General features: G+C 68.0%; 18 protein-coding genes. 11 read left to right on the top strand and 7 right to left on the bottom strand.

Translation table 11 applies throughout. The features are described 5' to 3' along the window. Positions 1-16: 16 nt before the first annotated feature. Both HNP55_RS08860 and HNP55_RS08855 read right to left on the bottom strand, forming a co-directional pair. Positions 17-2,770 carry a protein kinase domain-containing protein gene (locus HNP55_RS08860; RefSeq protein WP_184298338.1) on the bottom strand — a complete coding sequence of 918 codons (2,754 nt, stop codon included), beginning with the start codon at positions 2,768-2,770 and terminating at the stop codon, positions 17-19. A 24-nt stretch (positions 2,771-2,794) separates the two neighbouring features. Then, a complete protein-coding gene (locus HNP55_RS08855) occupies positions 2,795-3,412 on the bottom strand; it encodes an ECF-type sigma factor (RefSeq protein WP_184298336.1) in 618 nt (205 codons plus the stop codon). A 268-nt stretch (positions 3,413-3,680) separates the two neighbouring features. Between HNP55_RS08855 and HNP55_RS08850 the strand changes: the two genes are divergently transcribed. The 3 genes from HNP55_RS08850 (at position 3,681) to HNP55_RS08840 (ending at position 10,118) form a co-directional block, all read left to right on the top strand. Next, positions 3,681-4,271, top strand: a complete 591-nt coding sequence (locus HNP55_RS08850; protein ID WP_184298334.1) for a diguanylate cyclase domain-containing protein — start codon at positions 3,681-3,683, stop codon at positions 4,269-4,271. A gap of 155 nt (positions 4,272-4,426) precedes the next feature. Then, positions 4,427-8,365: a two-component regulator propeller domain-containing protein gene (locus HNP55_RS08845; protein WP_221439518.1), complete on the top strand. Its 3,939-nt coding sequence runs from the start codon at positions 4,427-4,429 to the stop codon at positions 8,363-8,365. Positions 8,366-8,420: 55 nt separating this feature from the next. Then, complete coding sequence (locus HNP55_RS08840; RefSeq protein ID WP_184298329.1) at positions 8,421-10,118, top strand: alkaline phosphatase family protein; 1,698 nt, start codon at positions 8,421-8,423, stop codon at positions 10,116-10,118. Positions 10,119-10,125: 7 nt separating this feature from the next. On the opposite strand, the gene HNP55_RS08835 is transcribed toward HNP55_RS08840, so the two are convergent. Continuing rightward, positions 10,126-10,950, bottom strand: coding sequence for a substrate-binding periplasmic protein (locus tag HNP55_RS08835; RefSeq protein ID WP_184298328.1), 825 nt, complete (start codon positions 10,948-10,950; stop codon positions 10,126-10,128). A gap of 99 nt (positions 10,951-11,049) precedes the next feature. Between HNP55_RS08835 and trhA the strand changes: the two genes are divergently transcribed. Next, positions 11,050-11,703: a PAQR family membrane homeostasis protein TrhA gene (gene trhA, locus HNP55_RS08830; protein ID WP_184298325.1), complete on the top strand. Its 654-nt coding sequence runs from the start codon at positions 11,050-11,052 to the stop codon at positions 11,701-11,703. 18 nt (positions 11,704-11,721) lie between these two features. On the opposite strand, the gene HNP55_RS08825 is transcribed toward trhA, so the two are convergent. Beyond that, positions 11,722-12,651 carry a GGDEF domain-containing protein gene (locus HNP55_RS08825; RefSeq protein ID WP_184298323.1) on the bottom strand — a complete coding sequence of 310 codons (930 nt, stop codon included), beginning with the start codon at positions 12,649-12,651 and terminating at the stop codon, positions 11,722-11,724. Between the two features lie 58 nt (positions 12,652-12,709). Then, positions 12,710-13,513 carry a head GIN domain-containing protein gene (locus tag HNP55_RS08820; RefSeq protein WP_184298322.1) on the bottom strand — a complete coding sequence of 268 codons (804 nt, stop codon included), beginning with the start codon at positions 13,511-13,513 and terminating at the stop codon, positions 12,710-12,712. A 127-nt stretch (positions 13,514-13,640) separates the two neighbouring features. Here HNP55_RS08820 and HNP55_RS08815 point away from each other — a divergent pair, with 127 nt between their 5' ends. The 6 genes from HNP55_RS08815 (at position 13,641) to HNP55_RS08790 (ending at position 18,331) form a co-directional block, all read left to right on the top strand. Next, entirely contained in the window at positions 13,641-14,534 is an 894-nt protein-coding gene (locus tag HNP55_RS08815) for a neutral zinc metallopeptidase (RefSeq protein WP_184298320.1), read from the top strand. Positions 14,535-14,757: 223 nt separating this feature from the next. Further along, a complete protein-coding gene (locus tag HNP55_RS08810) occupies positions 14,758-15,360 on the top strand; it encodes a hypothetical protein (protein ID WP_184298318.1) in 603 nt (200 codons plus the stop codon). A gap of 26 nt (positions 15,361-15,386) precedes the next feature. Continuing rightward, on the top strand, positions 15,387-15,671 hold the full coding sequence (locus HNP55_RS08805; protein WP_184298316.1) for an HPr-rel-A system PqqD family peptide chaperone: 285 nt from the start codon (positions 15,387-15,389) through the stop codon (positions 15,669-15,671). Next, positions 15,668-16,600, top strand: a complete 933-nt coding sequence (locus HNP55_RS08800; protein ID WP_184298314.1) for an HprK-related kinase A — start codon at positions 15,668-15,670, stop codon at positions 16,598-16,600. Before HNP55_RS08805 ends, HNP55_RS08800 begins: the two co-directional genes overlap by 4 nt. Further along, positions 16,597-17,676, top strand: a complete 1,080-nt coding sequence (locus HNP55_RS08795) for a nucleotidyltransferase family protein (RefSeq protein ID WP_184298312.1) — start codon at positions 16,597-16,599, stop codon at positions 17,674-17,676. Before HNP55_RS08800 ends, HNP55_RS08795 begins: the two co-directional genes overlap by 4 nt. Before the next feature lie 28 nt (positions 17,677-17,704). After that, complete coding sequence (locus HNP55_RS08790; protein WP_184298310.1) at positions 17,705-18,331, top strand: CDP-alcohol phosphatidyltransferase family protein; 627 nt, start codon at positions 17,705-17,707, stop codon at positions 18,329-18,331. Here HNP55_RS08790 and HNP55_RS08785 read toward each other — a convergent pair. Then, the gene (locus HNP55_RS08785) at positions 18,328-18,549 is read right to left on the bottom strand and encodes a DUF2917 domain-containing protein (protein WP_184298308.1); all 222 of its coding nucleotides are present in this window, start codon (positions 18,547-18,549) and stop codon (positions 18,328-18,330) included. The genes HNP55_RS08790 and HNP55_RS08785 overlap by 4 nt on opposite strands. Before the next feature lie 227 nt (positions 18,550-18,776). Between HNP55_RS08785 and HNP55_RS08780 the strand changes: the two genes are divergently transcribed. Then, positions 18,777-20,246, top strand: a complete 1,470-nt coding sequence (locus HNP55_RS08780; protein WP_184298306.1) for a PLP-dependent aminotransferase family protein — start codon at positions 18,777-18,779, stop codon at positions 20,244-20,246. Here HNP55_RS08780 and HNP55_RS08775 read toward each other — a convergent pair. Beyond that, positions 20,233-21,186 carry a DMT family transporter gene (locus HNP55_RS08775; RefSeq protein WP_184298304.1) on the bottom strand — a complete coding sequence of 318 codons (954 nt, stop codon included), beginning with the start codon at positions 21,184-21,186 and terminating at the stop codon, positions 20,233-20,235. The two genes, HNP55_RS08780 and HNP55_RS08775, sit on opposite strands and share 14 nt — an antisense overlap. Positions 21,187-21,222: the final 36 nt, after the last annotated feature.

Here is a 21,222-nt window from a genome sequence, read left to right as displayed (position 1 = left end):
GCCGACTTGGCTGGCCTTATTTTTTGATCAGCGCGGCCAATTCGGCATGGCGTGGGTGCCGGTACGTCGTGGCTGCCAATGTTTCGGCCAGATGCAGCGCTTCTTGAGGCCGGTCCAGCCTGAGTAAGGCAAGAGCCTGCAGGGCCATCGCGTCTTGGTCGCGATTCGTCACCTGTGCCTGCAGGCGATTCACCAGGTTCAGCCACAGAGTTTGGGCTTCGACAGCTTGGCCAGATTCGACCAGGGCGTCGCCCGCCAGTAGCTGGGCTTCGGCAACGACGCGGTTGTTCTCCGGCTTCAGCCGTTTGCCGCCACCCTCGAATGTGCGGACACCGTCCAGGTAATTGAGCAATGGCGCGGTTTGAAGAGGCTTGCCCTCTAATAAGGCCAGGCGGGCCGACAAGGTCAGCTGAATGCCTTTCAGCTTGACCTGCCAGGCGAGCCGCTTGGCATCCTGGCGCAGCAAGTGCTCGGTATCGGCCTGCACGGCAGCGAGCGCGAGCCGCCCGGCCCGGGCGTCGCCCTGGGCGAGATGGATTTCGGCGACCAGCAACTGGGCAAAGCAGAGATGTTGCAGCCACTCCAGATTGCCGGGTTCCAGGGCTTGCAAGGCCTTCAGCCGGACGACGGCCTCCAGGCTCTTGCCCAGGGCCGGGTCGAGCTGGCCCATCAGCAGCAGCAGCTGGCCGGAGTAAAAAGAAGCCGTGGCCTGAATATGGCGGACCTCGCTATTGCTCGATGCATTGGTTTGATCGTCAAACAAGGCGACCTTGGCCGCTTGGGCGGCCAGCGCCTGTTTGTAATCGCCCAAGGCCTGGTGGGCATTGGCCAGCCAGCCCAAGGTCGAGGCGTAGTCCAGCCGGGCGGCGGGTCTTTGCGCCAGCACCTGGCGCCACAGCTCGCTGGATCTGGTAAGAGCTTGCTGGGCTTCCAGCGCCTGGTTGCGCTCCAGCTGAAGAATGCCCAGATTCGATTCGGCCGCCGCCTGTTCCATCTGCCATTCCGGCTTGCCGGGGTTGAGCGCGGTCAGCCGGGCGGCGAGCTGCCGGTAAGCCTCAAACTGCGCGGCCGCGGCCTGGAGGTCGCCGCGGCGCCTTGCGGCATAGGCCATCCAGTACGTGCTTTGGGCGTGCTCGAAAACACGGGCCTCCTCGCCGGGGTTGCGGGCCAGCAGCTCGGCGGTGCTTTGCGCCGCTTGTTTGAACATCTGCTCGGCCCGGTCCAGCTCGCCCCGCGCGTCCGCCATCTCACCCAGCAGATGCAAGGCCCGGGCCTGCCGCCCCAAGGAGTCGGCCGAGGCGCTGCGGGCGTCTTGCTGCGAGTAATAGCCCAGCGCTTTTTCGCCCACGGCGTCCAGCACATCCAGCCGCCCCACGGGCTCCAGCTTTTTGCGCAGATCGCCCAGCATGAACTCGATCAGGCTTTCGGCCTGCATGCGCTGTTCGTGGGCCTCCTGGGCTTTCCAGACCGCGAGGCCGGCGCCCGCCGCGACGGCCAGGCTGGCGAAAGTGCCCGCCGCCACCCCCCAGCGATGGCGCCGCACAAACTTGGCCGTGCGGTAGTAGGCGCTGTCGGGCCGGGCGGCGATGGGTTCATGGGCCAGCCAGCGGCGCAGATCCTCACTCAGCTCGGCGGCGTTGGCGTAGCGTTCGGCCGGGGCTTTCTTGAGCGCCTTGGCGACGATGGTGTCCAGGTCGCCGCGCAAGTCGCGGGCGGATTTCTTCGCGCGCTCGCCACCTTGTGCGCGCACGGTCTCGGAGAGTTTCCTGGGCTCCACCTCCACGATGCCGCGCATGCGTTCCAGCGGCGTGGTGCTGGCTTCGTTGTCGCTGGTGCTGGTGGGGTGGCGGCCGCTGAGCAGCAGGTAGAGCAGCACGCCGAGGGCGTAGACGTCGGTGGCGGTGGTGACTTCGCCGCCCTGCACCTGCTCGGGCGAGGCGTAGCGCGGGGTGAAGGCGCGGCCGGCCTGCTGGGTCAGCTCGGAGGCCGTGCCGCTGGGCAGGGCGTGCTCGTCCTCGCCTTCGTCCAGCAGCTTGGCGATGCCGAAGTCCAGCAGCTTGACCTCGCCCCTGGGGGTGACCAGGATGTTGGAGGGCTTCAAGTCGCGGTGCAGGATCAGCCGGTTGTGCGCATGGGCGACGGCGGCCAGCACGCTCTGGAACAGCTGCACGCGGCCGCGCAGATCGAGCTGCTGGGCCTCGCAGAAGCGGTCTATGGGCTGGCCGTCTTCGATGTATTCCAGCACCAGATAGGGCAGGCGGCCGGCGCTGGTGCCGGCTATTCCCCCGTCCAGCTGGGCGATGCCGGCGTCCAGCATGCGGGCGATATGCGGATGGGCCAGGCGGGCGAGGATCTGGCCTTCGCGGGCGAAGCGGCCGGCATCGCCCCGGCCGGCCAGGCCGGTGCTGAGGAACTTGATCGCTACTTGCGCGTCATAGCGCCCGTCGGTGCGGCGGGCCAGCCAGACCGCGCCCATGCCGCCCTGGCCGATGATGCGCTCCAGGGTGTAGGCGCCCACGCTCTGGCCGGCGGCCAGCCGCGGGCCGGGCTCGGCGGCGGCCAGGCCTTGCAGCAGGGGCGGGGCGAGGTAGTCGGCAGCGTCCTGCTCGGCCTGGCGGCGCAGCAGCTCGGCCAGGTCTTCGGCCAGCTCGGGGTGCGCGGCCTGCAGCTGCTGCAGGCGGGCGGCGCGGGCGCCGGCCTCGTCGAGGTCCAGCAATTCGTCCAGCAAGGGGCTGAGCCGGGGCCAGCGTGCTTTGTCGATTTCCCGCATGCCTTGGATTCTTTCCTTTTTTGTTTACTTCTGCATGGCGATGGAGAGGTAGAGCCTGGCTTTCTGCCAGTCGCGCTGCACGGTTCTCTCGGTCAGGCCCAGGCTGTCGGCGATTTCGCGCTCGCTCAGGCCGCCGAAGTAACGCATTTCCACCACTTGGCTCAGGCGCGGGTCAAAGGCCGCCAGCTCTTGCAGCGCCTCGTGTACGCCCAGGATCTGCGCATCGTTCTGCACGGCGGGCAGGCCGGCGATGGTGGTGCCCAGGGTGATGTGCTCGTACTCGCCGCCGTGGCGCTGGGCCTGGGCGGCGCGCACCATATCGACCACCAGGTTGTGCATCACCCGCGCGGCGTAGGCCAGGAAATGCTTGCGGTCGGGGAAGTCCAGCACGCCGCCGCTGCCGCCTTGCTGCAGGCGCAGATAGGACTCGTGTACCAGGCCGGTCGGGTCCAGCAGGGTCAGGCCGCCGGCATTGCCGGCCTGGCGCAGGCGGCTGCGCGCCAGGCGCTGCAGGTCGGCGTAGAGCAGGCTGATGACGCGCTCGCCGGCCAGGGCATCACCCGCGCTGGCGGCGCGCAGCAGCACGGTGATTTCATTGGCATCGCTCCTGGCGGCGGGCGGCTGATCCTCGCTGGTCCTCACGTCCTTGGCTCCCGGCTTGGCCGGGCCTCTCATTTAATGCATGGCTGGCAGGTTAGCGACTCTAGCGGCTGAACGTGGTGGCACCGCAGCTATTTGCAAATTTGTGCGAGCCGCATGTCGGGTTTGCCGTCGGGATTCCGTTTTAAACAATGAGGGCATGACATTGGCGCAAGGTCTGGGGAGGCCGCGTTCGGAGAACATGTGTCATTGGCGCTGCCCTCACCTTTTTTGTCCGACGTGTCCCGCAACCCAAAAGAGACGCAGCGCCATGTTTATCAACAGCTCCAAGCCCGAAGTCAGCCAGCTCGTGGTCAGCGTGCCCCTGCCTCTGCGGCTGCGGCCGGCACCGCCCGAGCTCATCCGGGTGCCGACGCTGGAGGGCTTTGCCAGCCTGTTCAACCGCGAGCTGGGCAGTGCCCGGCGCAACGGGGCCGAGCCGGCCTTGTTGATGATGAGCTTGCGCAGCTTGGTCGTGGAGGCCCGCGCGGCGAATGCCGAGCAGATCCAGGCGGTGCTGACGGCCATGGGTGAGCGCCTGCGGGCGCGGGTGCGCAGCAACGATGTGGTGGTGCAGATCGGCGCCCGGCGCTTCGGCGTGGTGCTGCAGAATATGGCGGGGGCCAAGCCCGGCGCCGTGCAGCAGCGCTTGCAGCAGCAGCTGAGTGGGGCCTACGAGCATCGCCACGAGTGCCTGAGCCTGGCCCTGAATATGGCTTGGGCGCGTAGCGAACGGGGCGGCCAGGAGAGCGAGCGCTGCCGCCTGAGCGCCGAAGAACTGTTGCAAGCCGCCGATGCGGCCCTGCAAGCCGAGGGCCAGGGCCCGGTCGCGGAAGAGCGCCGCAGCAGGCACCGCAACTGAGGCCCGTGCGCCGGCCCATGCACTGGCCCGCGCCGGCCTGGATGGCGCCAATTTCGCCAGCATTTGGCGAAGTGTGGCCGGGCCTGATTGTCTGAGCCTGGCCCGGGGGGTACGCTGTCAGATCCACGCCCTGCGGATTTGATGGTTCGATGCCTGTGCCCGGAGTTTTCACCAAGATTTGCCTGTTTGCTCGGCTGGCCCTGATGGGGGTTTTGCTGGCTTCGGGCCTGTTGGCGCGGGCCGAGCAACCCACCGCCTTGCTGGAGCTGAGCTTCAGCCGCCTGGGCGCCGAGGAGGGTTTGCCCAGCCTGGGTGTGCTGAGCACCTACCAGGACAGGCAGGGCCTGGTCTGGATAGGCACGACCCATGGTTTGCTGCGTTATGACGGCCGCCACTTCAAGAAATTTGCCGCCGATCTGGACCGCCCCGAGGCCCTGGACCATCCGGTGGTGCAGGTCTTGCTGGAGGATGAGCGCACGGCCAGCATGTGGGTGGGCACCGATGCCGGGCTCAACCAGGTGGACCTGCGCAGCGACCACCTGCGCCGCCATGCCTCGCCGCCCGAGCTGGCGGCAGGCAAGCGGCGGGTGGTGGGCCTGGCGGTGGCGGATGCGCAAACCCTGTGGGTGGCCAGCACGGGCGGGCTGTATCTGTTCGACAAGGCGCTTGCGGCCTACCGCCCCTGGGCGCCGCCCCAGGGCGCGGCCCAGCCGGCCAGCGGCCCGATCCGCCGCATGGTGGGCGATGGCCAGGGCGGGGTGTGGCTGCTGCAAGGCCACCACGCCTTGCATGTGCGGGCCGACCACAGCCTGGCCGAGGCCATCGACACCCGCCGGGGCCTGGGCGCCCAGGCCTTGAGCGAGATCGAGCTGCAGGCGCGGGCGCTGGTGTTCGATGGTCAGGGGCGCTTGTGGCTGGGCCTGATGGGCGGCATGCAGGTTTGGCGCCTGCAGCCGGACGGCCAGCCGGCAAGACCTGACCCCCTGCAACTGCGGCTGCAGCTGCCGCGCTCCCGTGTGGTGAACTTGTTGCGCGATGCGGAGAACAATATCTGGTTCACGATGAATGGCGACCAAGGCGCCGGCCTGCACCGCTGGCACGCGGGGAGCGAGACGGTCCGCCACTTCGCCCACTACGACGCCGTGCCCAGCAGCCTGGCTTCGGACCTGGTCAGCTCGCTGATGCAGGACCGCAACGGCAGCCTGTGGGTGGGCAGCTGGGGGGCGGGCCTGAGCATCACCGATCTCGGTTCGGGCGGCTTCAGCCGCTACGTCAATCTGCCGGGCGAGCCGCAGACGCTGTCCTGGCCGCAGGTGGGGGCGGTGGCGCCGGACGGTGCTGAATCCCTGTGGGTGGGCACTTATGGCGGCGGCCTGAACCGCGTCCACCTGGGCAGCGGGCGCAGCGAGCGCATCCCGCTGGCGCACCTGCCCATGCCCTTGATCAAGGTCTTGCTGCCCGGCGACGCCGGCCAGTTGTGGGTGGGCGGCGAGAACGGGGTGCTGCGCTACGACAGCCGGCGCGGCCGCAGCCAGACGGTGCTGACGGGCAAGCTGTCCATCAGCAGCCTTTTGCGCGACCGCGGGGGCAGCTTGTGGGCGGGCAGTTCGGTGGGGCTGTACCGCTTTGACCGGCAGGACCGCTTGATGCGCTGGTTCCGCGCCGATGGCAATAGCGGCCTGGCCAGCGACACGGTGGACTGCTTGCTGGAGGACCACGCGGGCCGCCTGTGGGTGGGCAGCAAGGGCGGCCTGCATCTGTGGGACCCCGTCGGTGAACGCTTCTCGCAGCCGCTGCGGGCGAATGCGGTGCTGCCCCGGCCCGAGCGTCTGGCGGTGCAGGGCCTGCGTCAGGATGACCAAGGCCGCATCTGGCTGGCCAGCCCCCAGGGCCTGTTCGAGCTGGTGGGCCAGGGGGAGGGCTGGGAGCTCAAATCCATGGCCGAGCTGCCGGGCCTGCCCGCCGCGTCCTTTGAGTCGATTCAGGACGCCGGCAATGGCGATCTCTGGCTGGGCAGTGAACTGGGCCTGACCCGGGTCGAAACCGCGCGTGGCCGGGCGCGCTTCTACCCCGGCTTTGCGCGTTTTGGTGGCGGCTTCGAGTTCGGCGCGGTGGCGCGCGGACCGGATGGCAGCATTTTCTTCGGCGGCTCCGGCGTGCTGCGGGTGCGGTCCGAGCAGTTGCACGACAACCCGCTCAAGCCCGAGCTGGTGCTGAGCGATCTGCGCCTGTTCAACCAGTCCTTGCTGCCCCATGCGGCCGGCCAGGGCCCGGGCCTGGGTGATGTGGGCATCAGCGGCCCTCTGCACCTGGCGCGCAGCCTGCAGCTGACGCATAAGCAGAATATGGTCAGCTTCGAGCTCTCGGCCCTGCAGTTCGATAAAAGCCGGCTGAACCGCTATGCCTGGAAGCTGGAGGGCTTTGATCGCGAGTGGATTTTTGGCGAGGGCGATGCCGGCCTGGCGACCTATACCAATCTGGACCCCGGCCGCTACCGCCTGCTGGCCAAGGCCGCCAACCCCGATGGTCTGTGGGGCGAGCCGCGCGAGCTGCTCAGCGTGGTGGTGGCACCACCCTTCTGGGCCACCTGGTGGGCGCGCGCCGCCGCCGCGCTATTGCTGCTATTGCTGCTGGGCACGGCCTACCGGCTGCGGGTGCGGGCCCTGCAGCAGTCGCGCCAGTGGCTGGAGCGCGAGGTGCGCTCGCGCACCCAGCAGTTGCTGGATCAGCAGCAGCAGCTGGCGCATGAGAAGCAACTGGCCGTGGCCCAGGGCATGGCGGCCGAGAAGGCCCGGCGTGATATCGGCCTGCTGAGCGAGATCGGCCGGCAGATCACCGCCTCGCTGGAGCTGGAGGCCATCCAGCAAACCCTGTACCGCCATGTCAACGGGCTGATCGAGGCCCATGTTTTTGGCGTGGGCCTGGTGGACTGGCAGGCGCGGGTGGTGGCGTTTGACTATGTGATGCAGGAGGGCGAGCCCTTGCTGCCCTATCAGCGCAGCCTGGACTCGCTGGATCAGCCTGCGGTGCAATGCGCGCTGCATGGCCGTGAGCTGCTGCTCGACGAGCTGGGCCAGGACAACCGCCTGCTGACGCGGCCCGGCGCCGCGGAGGCCAGCCGCATCACCCTGCAGGACGGGGCGGAGCCGGCGCTGTCGCGCTCGGCTCTTTACGTGCCCATGATGATCAAGGGCGTGGTGATCGGCGTCATCAGCGTGTTGAACAAGCGGCCGCGTGCCTTTGGCAATGGCGACCTCGACATCCTGCGCACCCTGGGCGCCTATGCCGCCGTGGCGCTGGACAATGCCGAGGCCTACCGCCGCCTGCAACTGGCCCAGACCCGGCTGGTGGAGCAGGAGAAGATGGCGGCCCTGGGCTCCCTGGTAGCCGGCGTGGCCCATGAGCTGAACACGCCCATCGGTAACAGCCTGCTGATGGCCAGCACCTTGCGCGACAACAGCAAACGCTTTCTTGCCACGGTGCGGGAGGGCGCGCTGCGGCGCTCGGAACTGGAGCGTTACTGCCAGGGCACCGAGGAGGCCAGCAGCCTGCTGGTGCGCAGCCTGGGCAGCGCGGCCAGCCTGATCAGCAGCTTCAAGCATCTGGCGGTGGACCAGACCTCGGACCAGCGCCGCCAGTTCGATCTGCGCGGCCTGTGTGAAGAGCTGGCCCTGACCCTGGGCAACCGACTGCGCAAGGACGGCCATGAGTTGCAGCTGGACGTGCCGGCCGAGCTGCGCATGGACAGCTTCCCCGGCGCCCTGGGCCAGGTGCTGACCAATCTGATCCTCAATGCCATCGTCCACGGCTTCGAAGGGCGGCGCCAGGGCCAGCTGCAGCTGCGGGCCCAGCGCCTGCCGGGCGACTGGGTGCGACTGGAGCTGCATGACAACGGCCGCGGCATCCATGCCGAAAGCCTGGGCCATGTGTTCGAGCCCTTCTTCACCACCAAGCTGGGCCAGGGCGGCAGCGGCCTGGGCCTGCACATCAGCTACAACATCGTCAATGCGGTACTGGGCGGCAGCATCACGGTGCGCAGCGAGCCGGGCGAGGGCACCAGCTTCGAGATCCGCATTCCCTTGACGGCGCCCTGAGCCCGGCTCTCGCAATGCACTAAGCTCGGGGGCTTGATCGCAGCCCGTTCCGACCATGTCTAAATTTGCTCCCCGGATTCTTTCGACCCTGCCCCTGGCCTTTGCGCTGCTGGGCTGCTCCTCCACCCCCAGCCTGGCGCCCATGCCGGTGGCCGGCGCCGCCGCGCAGGCCTCGCGTCCCAAGCTGATCGTCTTCATGGTCGTCGACGGCCTGCCCATGCGCCAGGTGCTGGCCTACCGCGACCAGCTGCAGCCCGACGGCTTCAAGCGTTTTCTGGACCGCGGCGCCTGGTTCGCCAACGCGCATTACGGCCATGGCCACACGGTGACGGCGGCCGGCCATTCGGTCATGCTCAGCGGCGCCTACCCGCAGCGCAGCGGCATCATCAGCAATGAGTGGCGCGACCCGGCCAGCGGCGAGGCGGTCTATTGCACCAGCGACGCGGCCTATAGCTATATCGACAACAAGACCGAACCCCTGGCCGGCACCAGCCCGCGCAATCTGAAGGTGGAGACGGTGGGCGATGTGCTGCGCACGGTGGACCCGGCGTCCAAGGTGATCGCCGTCTCGGGCAAGGACCGCGGCGCCATTCTGCCGGCCGGCCACAAGGGTGTGGCCTATATGTATATGGGCGCCACCGGTCAGTTCGCCTCCAGCACCTACTACATGGCCAGCCACCCGCAATGGGTGAAGGACTTCAACGCCGCCAAGCCGGCCGACGCCTTCTTCGGCAAGGCCTGGGCGCCGCTGCTGCCCGAGGCGGCCTATGCCCGCTCGGTGCCGGACGGCCAGAGCTGGCAGTACACCGGCGGCAACGGCAACAAGCTGCCCGCCGTCCTGGGCGACAAGCATGAGAAGCCCGGCCCGCTGTTCTACGGCAATATCCTGCCCTCGCCCTTTGGCGACGAGCTGACCCTGGCCTTCGCCCGGGCGGCCCTGGAGGGCGAGCAGCTGGGCGTGGACGAGAAGACCGACATCCTGTCGGTGAGCCTGTCCAGCCACGACTACGTCAACCACGCTTTCGGGCCCGAGTCGCGCCTCTCGCACGATCACTTCCTGCATCTGGACCGTTATCTGCAGGGCTTCTTCCAGTATCTGGATGGCAAAGTTGGTGCTGCTAACTATATGGTCGTGCTGACCGCTGACCACGGTTTTGCCGACACGCCGGAATGGGCCAAGAGCCAGGGCCGTGACGCCGAGCGCCTCAACCCCAGCCAGATGATGGCCTGGGTCAATACCGGCCTGGTGAAAAAGTTCGGCGAGGGCCGCTGGGCCACGGCCTTCTCGGCCGCCGGCATCTTGTTCGACCAGAAGCTGATCGCCCAGAAGGGCTTGCAGCCCGAGGCTGTCTACGCCGAGACCAAGGCTTTGCTGCTGCAACTGCCCGGCGTGGCCGATGCCTTCACCGAGGCCCAGCTGCGTGGCGATGACAGGCAGACGCCGTATCTGGCGGCCATGCGCAAGTCATGGGATCCGCAGCGTGCCGCACCCGTGCAGGTGGTGGTCAAGCCGGGCTGGCTGTTCGGCTCACGCGTGGGCGGCAGCTCGCACGGCACGCCCTATGCCTACGACACCCATGTGCCCATCCTCGGCTGGGGTCCGGCCTGGCTGGGCCAGGGCGAGGTGAAAACGCCGGTGGAGGTGGCCGATATTGCGCCCACCCTGGCCAAGATCCTGCAGGTCCGTGCGCCCGCCCAGGCCCAGGGTCAGGTCTTGCCCCTGCCTCTGATGCCGGTGGCGGCCCCGCGCTGATTCAAGCTCAGGGGTCTTGCGGCAGCGTGGGGTAGCGCGCCGCAATCTCGGCCATGCGGCCGTCCCGCTTCATGGCGTCGAAAGCCCGCTGCAGCTTCTGCCGGGTGGTGGTGTCGGTGGCCAGGCTCAGGGCCATGGAGGGCAGGGATTCGGGCAGCTTGAGCACCGGCTCCAGCGCCTCGAAGGGATAGCCGTATTGCTTGAGCACGGCCGGGGCCACGCCCTGGCTGACGGACAGCAGATCCACCCGCCCGGCGAACAGGCGCCGCAGCGCCACCGCGTAGTCGGCGCAGCGGTCCAGATGGAGGTCGGGCGCCAGGCCCAGCCTGAGCATCTCGCGCTCCGAGGCGTCACCTATCACCACCGCTGTGCGGTACTGGCGCAGCTCCTCGAAATTGCGCGGCCTGATCTCCTGCCGGCGCTTCAACCGGTAGACCATGCCGCGCCGCCGGGCGATGCTGCCCAGCCAGTAATACTCGTGCTCCCGCTCGGGCAGGCGCACGATGGCCGGGATCAGCACCGCGCTGCGGCTGCGCCCCTTGGCCAGCACCCGGGTCCAGGAGCCGATCTCAAAGTTGCCGGGCATATCGGCCCGCGTCAGCAACTCGCGCGCCAGCTCCACCGCATAGCCCACCGGCTGGCGCTGCTCGTCGAGGAAGGAGAAGGGCTGCAGCTCTTCCATCATCACCAGAATGCCTTCGCTGCCGTCCTCGCCGCCATTGGTCTGGGCCTGGCCGGGCAGGGTCAGCAAGAGGGCGCAAGCCGCCAGGAGCCGACGGCGCAAGTCCGTGTTGCTGGGCGAGGGCGGCAGGGACACAGGGCGAGAGTTCAAGATGGACCGCAAGTCTTTGAAAAGGTGGCCGAGGCGGGCGCCGGCATGTGCCGAGCTGCCGTGACATGTTCTGCCACGGGACAGGAGCAGAATGCCCGGATGACGACACGAAATCAATCCTTTGGCGAAGAGATCGCGAATGCGATCAGCCACGGCCTGGGCTTTTTGCTGGCGGTGGCTTCGCTCCCCATCCTGGCCTATTCGGCCGCCCAGCAGGGCGAGACCCGCAATGTAGTGGCTGCCTGCGTGTTCTCGGTGACCATGATGCTGCTCTATCTGGTCTCCACCCTGTACCACGCCGTGCCCGAGGGTCGTGCCAAGCTGTGGCTGAACCGGCTGGACCATGCGGCGATCTACCTCTTCATCGCCGGCAGCTACACGCCGTTTGCCCTGGGCGTGCTACATGGCGCCTGGGGCTGGACGCTGTTCGCCCTGGTCTGGGCCAGCGCCGCCGTCGGCGTGACGGCCAAGATGTTCAACCGCCTGCGCCACCCGCTGTGGTCCACCGGCCTCTACCTGGCCATGGGCTGGCTGGTCATCATCGCCATGGGCCCGCTGATCGTCCGCATGGAAAGCGCCGGCCTGGCCTGGCTGGTGGCCGGAGGCCTGGCCTATACCCTGGGCGCGGTGGTGTTTCTGCTGGACCACCGCATCCGCTACGCCCACTTCGTCTGGCATCTGTTTGTGCTGGGCGGCAGTGTCTGCCATTTCTTCGCCGCACTCTGGTACGCGGCCGGCCCGACCGCGGCCTGAGGGGCGGAGCCGGCCTCCTCAGTCGCCGATCTCCAGGCGATTGCGGCCGGCCTGCTTGGCCCGGTAGAGGGCGGCATCGGCCCTGGCGATCAAGGCTTCCCCGCCCTCGCCCCATTGGGCTTGCACCAGGCCAACCGAGCAGCTATAGCCTTGCTCGGGCGCCGTCGGGATGGGCCGGGCGCGTCGCACCCGCGCCAGCAGCCGTTCGATGATGGCCTCGGCCTGGGGCAGGCCGGCCGAGGGCAGGATCAGCAGGAACTCGTCGCCGCCCAAACGCAGGCAGCCGTCCTCACGCCGGCTGCCGGCCTGCAGCTGGCGGGCGAAGTCGCTCAGCACCGCGTCGCCGGCGGCATGGCCCAGACCATCGTTGATGCGCTTGAAGCCGTCCAGGTCCAGGGCCGCCAGGCACAGCGGCCAGAGTTCGCTGTCCTGCAGGCTTGCCTCCAGCAGCTGCATGCCGTGGCGGCGGTTGCTCAGGCCGGTCAGGGCATCGGTTTGCGAGGCGACCAGGGCCTTGCCATGGGCCTGGCGCAGGGCGCGGCTGTCCTGGCGCAAGGAGCTGATGTCGCTGGCCACGCACAGCATCCAGCCCTGGCGCTGGGTGGTTTCCGTCATCCACACCCAGCGGCCGTCGGCCAGGTCGGCCTCGAAGGCGCGAAAGGCCAGCTTGCCGCGGCGCGAGCGCACCGAGGCGAGCCAGTTTTCGATGTTCTTGGTCTCGATGGCGGCGCCGCGTTTGCGGGCATGGTTGTCGCGCATCATGTCGGTCCAGCTCAGGCGGCCATCGGGCGCAACGCAATAGGCCTGGCGAAAGGCGCTGTTGGCGTAACGGAGCACGTCGTCGGCATCGAACAAGGCCACCAGCAGGGGGCTGTCTTCATGCAGGCTCAGCAAGGTGCTGGCCAGACTCTCGGGATCGTCAGATTGCGGCGCACGGGGCTCGATCATCGCCACCTCCATGGGCCGCATTCTGCGGCAATCCGGCGGCTGACTGACCAGATTTGCGTCAGCGGCCGCTGATTTCTCCCGAGCCCGTGACGGTTTGCCGCAACTGGGGCCGGCCGGCGTAGCGCAGATCGCCCGAGCCGCGCAGGGTAACGTCTAGGTTCTGGGTCACGCCGATGGACATATCGCCGGAACCCGTCAGCTGCGCTTGCACGCTACGTCCACTGAGGCTGCGCGCGTTCACATCGCCCGAGCCCTGCAGCTGCCATTGCTGGCTGTCGGCCTGGCCGGCCACCTCCACATCGCCGGAACCGGAAACGCTGGCGATCAGCTCCTTGACCTCCAGCAGGCCGATGCGCAGATCGCCGGAGCCGGCCAGGGCCAGGCTGAGCTTGTCGCCCTTGAACCTGTCCAGGCTCACATCGCCCGAGCCATGGATGCTCAGTGCCTGCAGGGATTTGCTCTCCACCAGCACCGTGGGCGCATGGCGGCTCGTCAGGCCGGCGCCTTTTTGCAGGCGCAGCACCAGGGTGTCGCCCTCCACCACGGTTTCGATCAGGGGTTCGATATTGTCGTCGGCCGAAACCCTGACCGTATCGGCCCCGGCCTGGCTGAGGCGCAGATTCATCGGGCCGTCGAGCCGGATCTTGCTGAAGGCCGCGAGCGCGCGGGCCTTTTCGACGATGAGGCCGGAGCCGCGCACCCGCTTGCCCGGGGCACCGTATTCCACCGGGCCGCTGAAACTGGCCGTCCAGCTATTGCCATGGTTCTTGATGCGCAGCTGCCATTCATTGCCCGCGTCGGCGGCCAGCGCACTGCCGGCAAGACACAGCAAGGCGCTACACAGGCTCAGTGTTTTCATCATGCTCTCGTCCTCAAAGCGGTGAAGAATGGGCGCAGTGTCTGGTGACGGCCGCCGGCCGCCAAGATGTGCGCGACGGGATGCACAATCCGCGGCACAGACGGCAAATATTTCACCCGAGGAGCCCTGCATGAAATGGGAAGGCCAGCGAGAAAGTGACAATGTGGACGACCTGCGCGAGGGCGGTGGCGGGGGTGGTGGCCGTGGCGGGATGGGCTTGGGCGGCGGCCGCATCGGCCTGGGCGGCATCGTCATCGCCTTGCTGGCCTCCTGGGCATTTGGCATCAATCCCATGACGGTCTTGGGCGTGCTCGGCGGCATGGACAGCGGCGGCCAGGCGCCCTCGCAGCAAGCCCCCCACCAGCCCGGGACCAAGCCGCAAGACGCTGGCGGGCGTTTCGCCTCGATCGTGCTGGCCGACACCGAGGATGTCTGGGGGCGCTACTTCGCCGCCCGCCAGCAGCAATACCAGCCGCCGCGCTTGGCGCTGTTTCGCGGCCGCGAGGCGACGGCCTGCGGCATGGGCGAGGCGGCCATGGGGCCGTTCTATTGCCCCGCCGATCAACGTGTTTACATCGATCTGGCTTTTTACGACACCTTGCGGGACCGCCTGGGCGCGCCCGGCGACTTCGCCCAAGCCTATGTGATCGCCCATGAGGTCGGCCACCATTTGCAGAATCTGCAGGGCACGACGGCCAAGATGGACAAGGCCCGCCAACGTGTCTCGGAGAAAGACTACAACGCTCTGAGCGTGCGCCTGGAGTTGCAGGCCGATTGCTATGCCGGCGTCTGGGCCAAGCTGTCCCAGCAAGGCAAGGGCTGGCTGGAGCAGGGGGATATCGAAGAAGGGCTGAATGCCGCCTCCCAGATCGGCGACGACACCTTGCAGCGCCGCTCCCAGGGCACGGTGGTGCCGGAAAGCTTCACCCACGGCAGCAGCGAGCAGCGCGTGCGCTGGTTCCGGCGTGGTCTGGAGGCCGGCGAGTTGAAGGCCTGCGATACTTTCGCCACCGGCCCCGTTTGAGCGGGGCTTGCCGCTACAGAGGCCAGGCGTCGCGATCTCGTCATCAAATCCACGCCTGGATCATGTAGTTTTACCGTTTGAAGCCACTCACCACCCGTTCAAGGGGGGTGACGGAGGTGGCTGTCCGGGGTGTTGTATGAAACACTTCGCCAAAGTTGAAGCTGCTTGACCTCAGTGACCTGGCTGCGAGCGAGGGGCTGATCGTCACTAGGGAGATGAAGTCATGAACAAGCCATCCGAAAGTCCGCGCGAGCCCGGCTCCGCTGCATGCCCTGCGGGCGATGCGGCCGCCTCTCGCCGTGAGGCCAGAAGGCGTTTGCTGAAAGGCGGCCTGGCCGCGGCTCCCGTTGCTCTGACCGTCACCAGCCGCCCGGTGCTGGGCGCGATCGAATGCCATGGCCCGACCGGCTTCCAGTCGGCCAATGTCAGCCGTCTGGTGGGCCAAGCCGCCGACCCGGCTTGCGGCACCCGCAAGCGCCCTGCCGATTGGGCCGCCGCGGGCGTGACCTGGCCTGCCGGCTTCAGCCGTACCATGTTGTTCGGTACCGCCTTCCCTGGCACCACCTTGTATGCCGCGCTGACGCTGGCGCAGGTGCTGGCCGGCCCGACTACCGGCACCGCCAATGACAAGCTGATCGCTCAGCTGGTGGTGGCCGCCTTGCTCAATACCGCCTCCACCACCGTGCCCAGCGCCACCCAGGTGCGCGCCGTCTGGACCGGTTATCTGGGCAATAATTTCGCCCCCGGCGGCGAGGCCGTCTGGTCCGCCACCAAGATCATCAAGTACCTGCAATACACCATGGGCATTGCGGTCACCTTCCCCTGATTGATTGATTGATTGACTGTTTGTTGATGCCTTTGCAATGGCGCTTGCAGGCCGGAAGCCCGCTGTGCTTGCGGCAGCTGGACGATCAATACCTGGTCTTCAACGCGGCCAGCGGCGACACCCATCTTCTCTCCGCCAGCGGCCATGAGCTGCTGCAGTTCCTGAGCGAGCAGGATGCCCAGGCTTGGTCGGCCCAGGCGCTGGCCCAGGCCTTGTTGGGCGAGGCCGAGGATGCCGACTTGTGCCTGTCGCTGGAGCGCAGCCTCCGTCATTTTGAGCAACTGGGTTTGATCGCGCCGGTGCTGCCGTGAAGCTGGCGGCGCTTGATCCTGCCGAGCTGAGCGCGCGTCTGCGCGGCCCCGGCCTGCTGCTGCGAACTGGGCCTTTCTGGCTGCGCATCGCCTCCCAGCTGGATTCGGTGGCCGGCGCCCTGGCCACCTTGTATGCCGAGCAAGAGAGCTTGCTCGCCGGCCAGCCCCAGCCTTTTTGCGATTTCGATGTGCGCATCGACGCCGTCAGCGGCCCGCGCCGCTGGCTGCGGCCCCAGGCCCAGTTTCTGTTCGATGCGCTCAAGCCCTTCAAGCCCATGGCCCTGCCTCATGCCTCGGCCATGATGGAGTGGGGGCTGAACTGGTGCGTGTCCTCGCACAGCCATCAATACATCATCATCCATGCCGCCGCGGTGGAGCGGGGTGGTCGCGTCATGGTGCTGCCGGCGCCGCCGGGTTCGGGCAAGAGCACGCTGTGCGCCGGCCTGGTCAACCGCGGCTGGCGGCTCTTGTCGGACGAGCTGACCCTGATCGACCCGGCCAGCGGCGAGCTGCTGCCCCTGGCCCGGCCGGTCAGCCTGAAGAACAAGTCGATCGAGGTGATCCAGGCCTTTGCGCCCGCGGCGCGTTTCGGGCCTTTGACCCGGGACACGGTCAAGGGCACGGTCGCGCATATGCGCCCCCCCGCGGCCAGCGTGCAGCGCGATACCGAGAGCGCCCGCCTGGGCTGGGTGGTGTTCCCGCGCTATATGGCCGGCAGCGCCCTGAATCCCCGGCCTTTGGCGCGTGGCGAGGCCTTGATGGCCTTGGTGGACAACGCCTTCAACTACCACCTGCATGGCCGCCAGGGCTTTGACACGCTTTGCGACGGGGTGGCGGCGGCCGACTGCCTGCGCTTCGAGTACAGCGATCTGGAGCAGGCCTGCGCCTACTTCACGGCGCTTGCGGACGCCAAAGAGGCGCTGCGATGAGCACCGGCATCAGCCTGCTCAGCCGCGCCCTGGTCGACCCGGCCGCCTGCCTGCTCTGGGATGTGCGCGATTGGGAGACCTTGCTGCAGCAGGCCCGCCGCGCCAATCTGCTGGCCCGCCTGGCCCTGGGCTTTGAGCGCGCCGGCCTGCTGAGCCAGGTGCCGGCCGGCCCGCGCCGCCATTTCGACGCGGTGCAAAAAGTGGCGGACAGCCAGCAGCGCGCCGTGCGCTGGGAGGTCGGCCAGATCGCCATGGCCTTGCATGATCTGCGTGCGCCGGTGGTCTTGCTGAAGGGGGCGGCCTATGTGATGGCCGGCCTGCCGGCGGCGCAGAACCGGCTGTTTGCCGATGTGGACATCCTGCTGCCGCGTGAGCGCCTGGAGGCGGCGGAGTATTCCTTGCAGGCCGAGGGCTGGCAGAACATCCATCACGACGCCTACGACCAGCGCTATTACCGCGAGTGGATGCACGAGATCCCGCCCATGCGCCATCAGCGCCGTGACACCGTCATCGACGTGCACCACAACATCCTGCCCCTGAGCAGCCGCCTGGCCGTCGACGCCCGCCTGCTGCTGGCCCGGGCCGTGCCCATCCCCGGCTGGCCGGGCCTGTACCGCCTGGACGATGTGGACCTGGTCTTGCACAGCGCCTGCCATCTCTTTCTAGACGGCGAGTTCGACAAGGGGCTGCGCGATCTGGTCGATCTGGACGCCTTGCTGCGCCACTTCGGCGGCCAGCCGTATTTCTGGCCCGATCTGCAGGCGCGCGCGCGCGCGCTGGGTCTGGGCCGGGTGCTGTTCTACGCCCTGCGCTACAGCGCCCAGATCCTGCAGACGCCGGTGCCGCCCGAGGCCTCGCGCGCCCTGCGCGATCTGGCGCCGGCGACCGCCCTGCTGGCCTGGATGGACGGCCTCTTCCTGCGAGCCCTGCAGCCCGACCATCCCAGCAGCGAGGACGCCTGGACGGGCGCCGCGCGCCGCCTGCTCTATCTGCGTGCCCATTGGATGCGCATGCCCACCGGGCTTTTGATCCGGCATTTAGCGACCAAGGCCTTGCGGCGCGAGCCGGAGGAATAGGATCAGACGATTGGCTTATGCTTTGCCCATGACTGAACGCAAGCACAACAAGCCTTTCGCCATGATCCGCGAGTTCCATCTCGCCGACTGGTTCACCCTGGGCAATGCCTTCGCCGGCATGGGCGCCCTGTTTTCGGTGATGACTTATCTGCAGACCGGCGAGGTGCTGCACCTGCTCTACGCCTGCGGCCTGATTCCGGTGGCCCTGGTGTTTGATGTGCTGGACGGCCGCATCGCGCGCTGGCGCCAGCAGCAGTCCATCCTGGGCCGCGAGCTGGATTCGCTGGCCGACATCATCTCCTTCGGCGTGGCGCCTGCGGTGATCGCCTACGGCTGCGGCATGCAGGGCTTGTACGACCGCATCGTGCTGGTCTTCTTCGTCGCCTGCGGCGTCTCGCGCCTGGCCCGCTTCAATATCACGGCCGAGGCCTTGAGCGCCGGCGGCAACAAGGTCAAGTACTTCGAGGGCACGCCCATCCCGACCTCCCTGGTCCTGGTGATCGCCCTGGCCGTGGCGGCCTGGCAGGGCGCTCTGGGCGATCAGCTCTGGTTTGGCAAGCTGGAGATTGCCGGCTTTTATCTGCACCCCCTGGTGCTGATGTATGCCGTCTCGGGCTCGCTGATGGTCAGCCGCATCCGCATCCCGAAAATCTAGTTCTTCTGCAGGATCAGCTCGGCCCCCGAGCGGTCCAGCGCCCCCAGGCGGTAGCAGGCCGGACCCAGCAGCAGGAGTTGCTGGCCGCTGGCCAGGAAGAGATCGTCCGGTTTGCCGTCCTGGGTCAGCCACAGCGTGCCACCGCGAACCCGCAGATGGGCGGACTCCCAGGCGCGCAAGTGCAGGGCCTGCGGGGCCTGCTCCAGCGCTACGGTCAAGGCTTGGTGGGACCATGTCTTGCGCTGTGAACCCGGCAGCGCGGCTGTTCTTGCGGTTCTGAGTGAGATATCCATGGCCCGAAGCTTGCGCGCCATCCCGCCGCCCCGACAGATGCAGTGCGCCGGCACTGTGTGCCACACAGGCAGGAACAAAAGCGGTACTGTGTTGGCCGGTTTGGCGCTCATCTGTACTGGTCTGCGCGCGACGGCACCGTACAGAATGAGGCATGAACGCCAATCTCATCGCGACCGAATCCACCGAGCCCCTGTATCTGCAGATTGCCGACCGCCTGGCGCGCTGCATACGCTCGGGCACGCTGGCGCGCGGTGAGCGCATGGCCTCGGTGCGCGAGCTGGCGCGGCAGCAGGGGGTGTCCCAATCCACCGTGGTGCAGGCCTATCACTGGCTGGAGGATGCGCGCCTGATCACCGCGCGGCCACGCTCGGGTTATTTCGTCGCCAGTCGGCCTAGCGAGTTACCTGAGCCACGCCAGTCCCGCCCCGGCGTGCAGTCGCGCCAGGTCGCGATGGGCGAGCTGGGCCGCGAGGTGCTGGGCCTGGCCATGCAGCAGGACATGATCTCCTTTGGCGCCGCCTGCCCGGGGCCCGAGATGTTTGACCAGGAGCGGGTGCGCCGCACCCTTAACCGTGCGGTGCAGCGGCATCGCGACCTGCTCTGCGCCTACCCCCTGGGGGCCGGCCGCGTGGAAGCGCGCCGCGCCGTGGCCCGCCACGCCCTCAATCTGGGCTGCTCCCTGCATGCCGACGATGTGGTGATGACGAATGGCTGCATGGAGTCCATCACCCTGTGCCTGAAGGCCGTGACCCAGCCCGGCGACGTGGTGGCGCTGGAGTCGCCCACCTACTTCGGCTTTCTGGAGATTCTGCAAAGCCTGCATCTGCGCGCCCTGGAGATCCCCACCCATCCGCGTCACGGCATCTCGGTCGACGCCTTGCAGCTGGCGCTGGAGACCCAGGAGGTCAAGGCCGTGCTGGTGGTGCCCACCTTGTCCAACCCGCTCGGGGCCTGCATGCCCTTGCCCGAGCGCAAACGCCTGGCCCAGCTGGTGGCGGCCCACGACATCGCCTTGATCGAGGACGTGATCTACAACGACCTGGCCGAGCAGGACGACAAGCGCCGCGCCGTCAAGTCCTATGACACCAGCGGTCATGTGATGCTCTGCGGCTCTTTCAACAAAACCCTGGCGCCAGGCCTGCGCCTGGGCTGGGTGGAGGCGGGCCGCTGGGGCGCGGTGCTGCGCAAGATCAAGGACGTGCAGTCCGGCGCGCAGACGGCCGTGCTGGAGATCGCCCTGGCCGAGCTGCTGAGCCAGGCCGGCAACGAGGCCGCCCTGCGCCAGCTGCGCGCCACCGTGGCGGCGCGGGTGGACGAGGCGCGTGGCCTGATCGCCCAGAGCTTCCCCAAGGGCACGCGGGTCACCGACCCGGCCGGCGGCTACATCCTGTGGGTGGAGCTGCCCGGCGGCCTGGATGCGGTGGCGCTTTACGAGGCCTGCCTGCAGGAGAACATCTGCATCGCGCCCGGCCAGCTCTTCAGCACCAGCCCGCGCTTTCGCTCCTTTGTGCGCCTGGGCGTGGGCGGGCGCTGGGGGGACGAGCACCCGGCGGCCTTGCGCCGCATCGGCGCCATCGCGCAACTGATGCTGGACGAGACAAAACTCGCTACTGCGGCTTGATGCGCAGGGCCCACAGCACGCCGGCGATCAGCAGGGCGATGCCCAACAGCGTCAGCGGCGCCGGCGCATGGCCGCTCAGCGCAAAGGCATAGCTCAGGGCGGCCAGGGTTTCGAACACGATCAACTGGCCGAGCAGATTCGTCGGCAGGCGCTGGCTGGCCTCGTTCCAGCACAGCGTGCCCACCCAGGAGGCCAGCAGGCCCACGGCCAGCATCAGGCCCACAAAGGCGGCCGGGCGCGGGCCCCAGGGCAGGGCGAAGTCGGCGCCCAGCAGGGGCAGGCCTGAGGCCTGGGCGGCGTAGAGCAGCAGGCCGCCAGCCAAGGCCATGGGCAGGGTCACCAGGCCCTGGGCCGTGGCCCAGGCGCGCGGATTGCGGTCGGCGTGTTCGCGCAGCCAGTCGGCATTGCGTATCGGGTACCAGGTCCAGCAGGCCACGGCGCCCACGGCCAAGAGCCCACCCTCCAGATATTTGCGCAGATCGCCGTCCGGGCTGGCGGCCAGGCGTTGCAGCTCGGTCTGGTTGACGCAGGCGATGCCCAGCAGGATCAGCAGCAGCGAGGGCGCCAGCCGGCCCCAGGGTAGCTGGCCGTCGCGCGTCCGGTTGCGGTGATTGGAGCAGAGCGCGATCACCACCGGCAAAGTGCCGATGATGACGGTGGGCAGGGGCCCGCCCGCGCGCTGGATGGCGGCGGCCAGGCAGAGGTAGTAGAGGAAGTTGCCAATGGCGCTGAGCTTGGCGGCCTCCAGCCAATCGGCCGGCGCCAGTTCGCGCAGCGTGCGGCGGTCCAGCAAGGCCAGGGGCAGGGCGATCAGGCCGAAGGCCAGATAGCGGCCCACGACCAGCAGGGCGGCCGGGTAATCGGGCAATAGCAAAGGGGCGACGAAGACCAGCCCCCACAGCAGGCCGGCAGCCAAGGCGAAGAAAAGACCTGTCCACATGGCTCGCAGTGTGCCTTGTCTGGCAGGGACCCAAAA

This window comes from Roseateles oligotrophus (assembly GCF_014204525.1).
GTDB lineage: Bacteria > Pseudomonadota > Gammaproteobacteria > Burkholderiales > Burkholderiaceae_C > Paucibacter_A > Paucibacter_A oligotrophus_A.
The sequence above is the reverse complement of the archived record's forward strand: the minus strand, read 5'-3'. Positions and strand labels throughout refer to the sequence as shown.

Excerpts from the sequence above, each read along its gene's own strand:
- HNP55_RS08860 (WP_184298338.1), bottom strand. The coding sequence starts at position 2,770 with ATGCGGGAAATCGACAAAGCACGCTGGCCCCGGCTCAGCCCCTTGCTG.
- HNP55_RS08850 (WP_184298334.1), top strand. The coding sequence starts at position 3,681 with ATGTTTATCAACAGCTCCAAGCCCGAAGTCAGCCAGCTCGTGGTCAGC.
- HNP55_RS08840 (WP_184298329.1), top strand. The coding sequence starts at position 8,421 with ATGTCTAAATTTGCTCCCCGGATTCTTTCGACCCTGCCCCTGGCCTTT.
- trhA (WP_184298325.1), top strand. The coding sequence starts at position 11,050 with ATGACGACACGAAATCAATCCTTTGGCGAAGAGATCGCGAATGCGATC.
- HNP55_RS08825 (WP_184298323.1), bottom strand. The coding sequence starts at position 12,651 with ATGATCGAGCCCCGTGCGCCGCAATCTGACGATCCCGAGAGTCTGGCC.
- HNP55_RS08820 (WP_184298322.1), bottom strand. The coding sequence starts at position 13,513 with ATGATGAAAACACTGAGCCTGTGTAGCGCCTTGCTGTGTCTTGCCGGC.
- HNP55_RS08815 (WP_184298320.1), top strand. The coding sequence starts at position 13,641 with ATGAAATGGGAAGGCCAGCGAGAAAGTGACAATGTGGACGACCTGCGC.
- HNP55_RS08810 (WP_184298318.1), top strand. The coding sequence starts at position 14,758 with ATGAACAAGCCATCCGAAAGTCCGCGCGAGCCCGGCTCCGCTGCATGC.
- HNP55_RS08805 (WP_184298316.1), top strand. The coding sequence starts at position 15,387 with ATGCCTTTGCAATGGCGCTTGCAGGCCGGAAGCCCGCTGTGCTTGCGG.
- HNP55_RS08795 (WP_184298312.1), top strand. The coding sequence starts at position 16,597 with ATGAGCACCGGCATCAGCCTGCTCAGCCGCGCCCTGGTCGACCCGGCC.
- HNP55_RS08790 (WP_184298310.1), top strand. The coding sequence starts at position 17,705 with ATGACTGAACGCAAGCACAACAAGCCTTTCGCCATGATCCGCGAGTTC.
- HNP55_RS08780 (WP_184298306.1), top strand. The coding sequence starts at position 18,777 with ATGAACGCCAATCTCATCGCGACCGAATCCACCGAGCCCCTGTATCTG.
- HNP55_RS08775 (WP_184298304.1), bottom strand. The coding sequence starts at position 21,186 with ATGTGGACAGGTCTTTTCTTCGCCTTGGCTGCCGGCCTGCTGTGGGGG.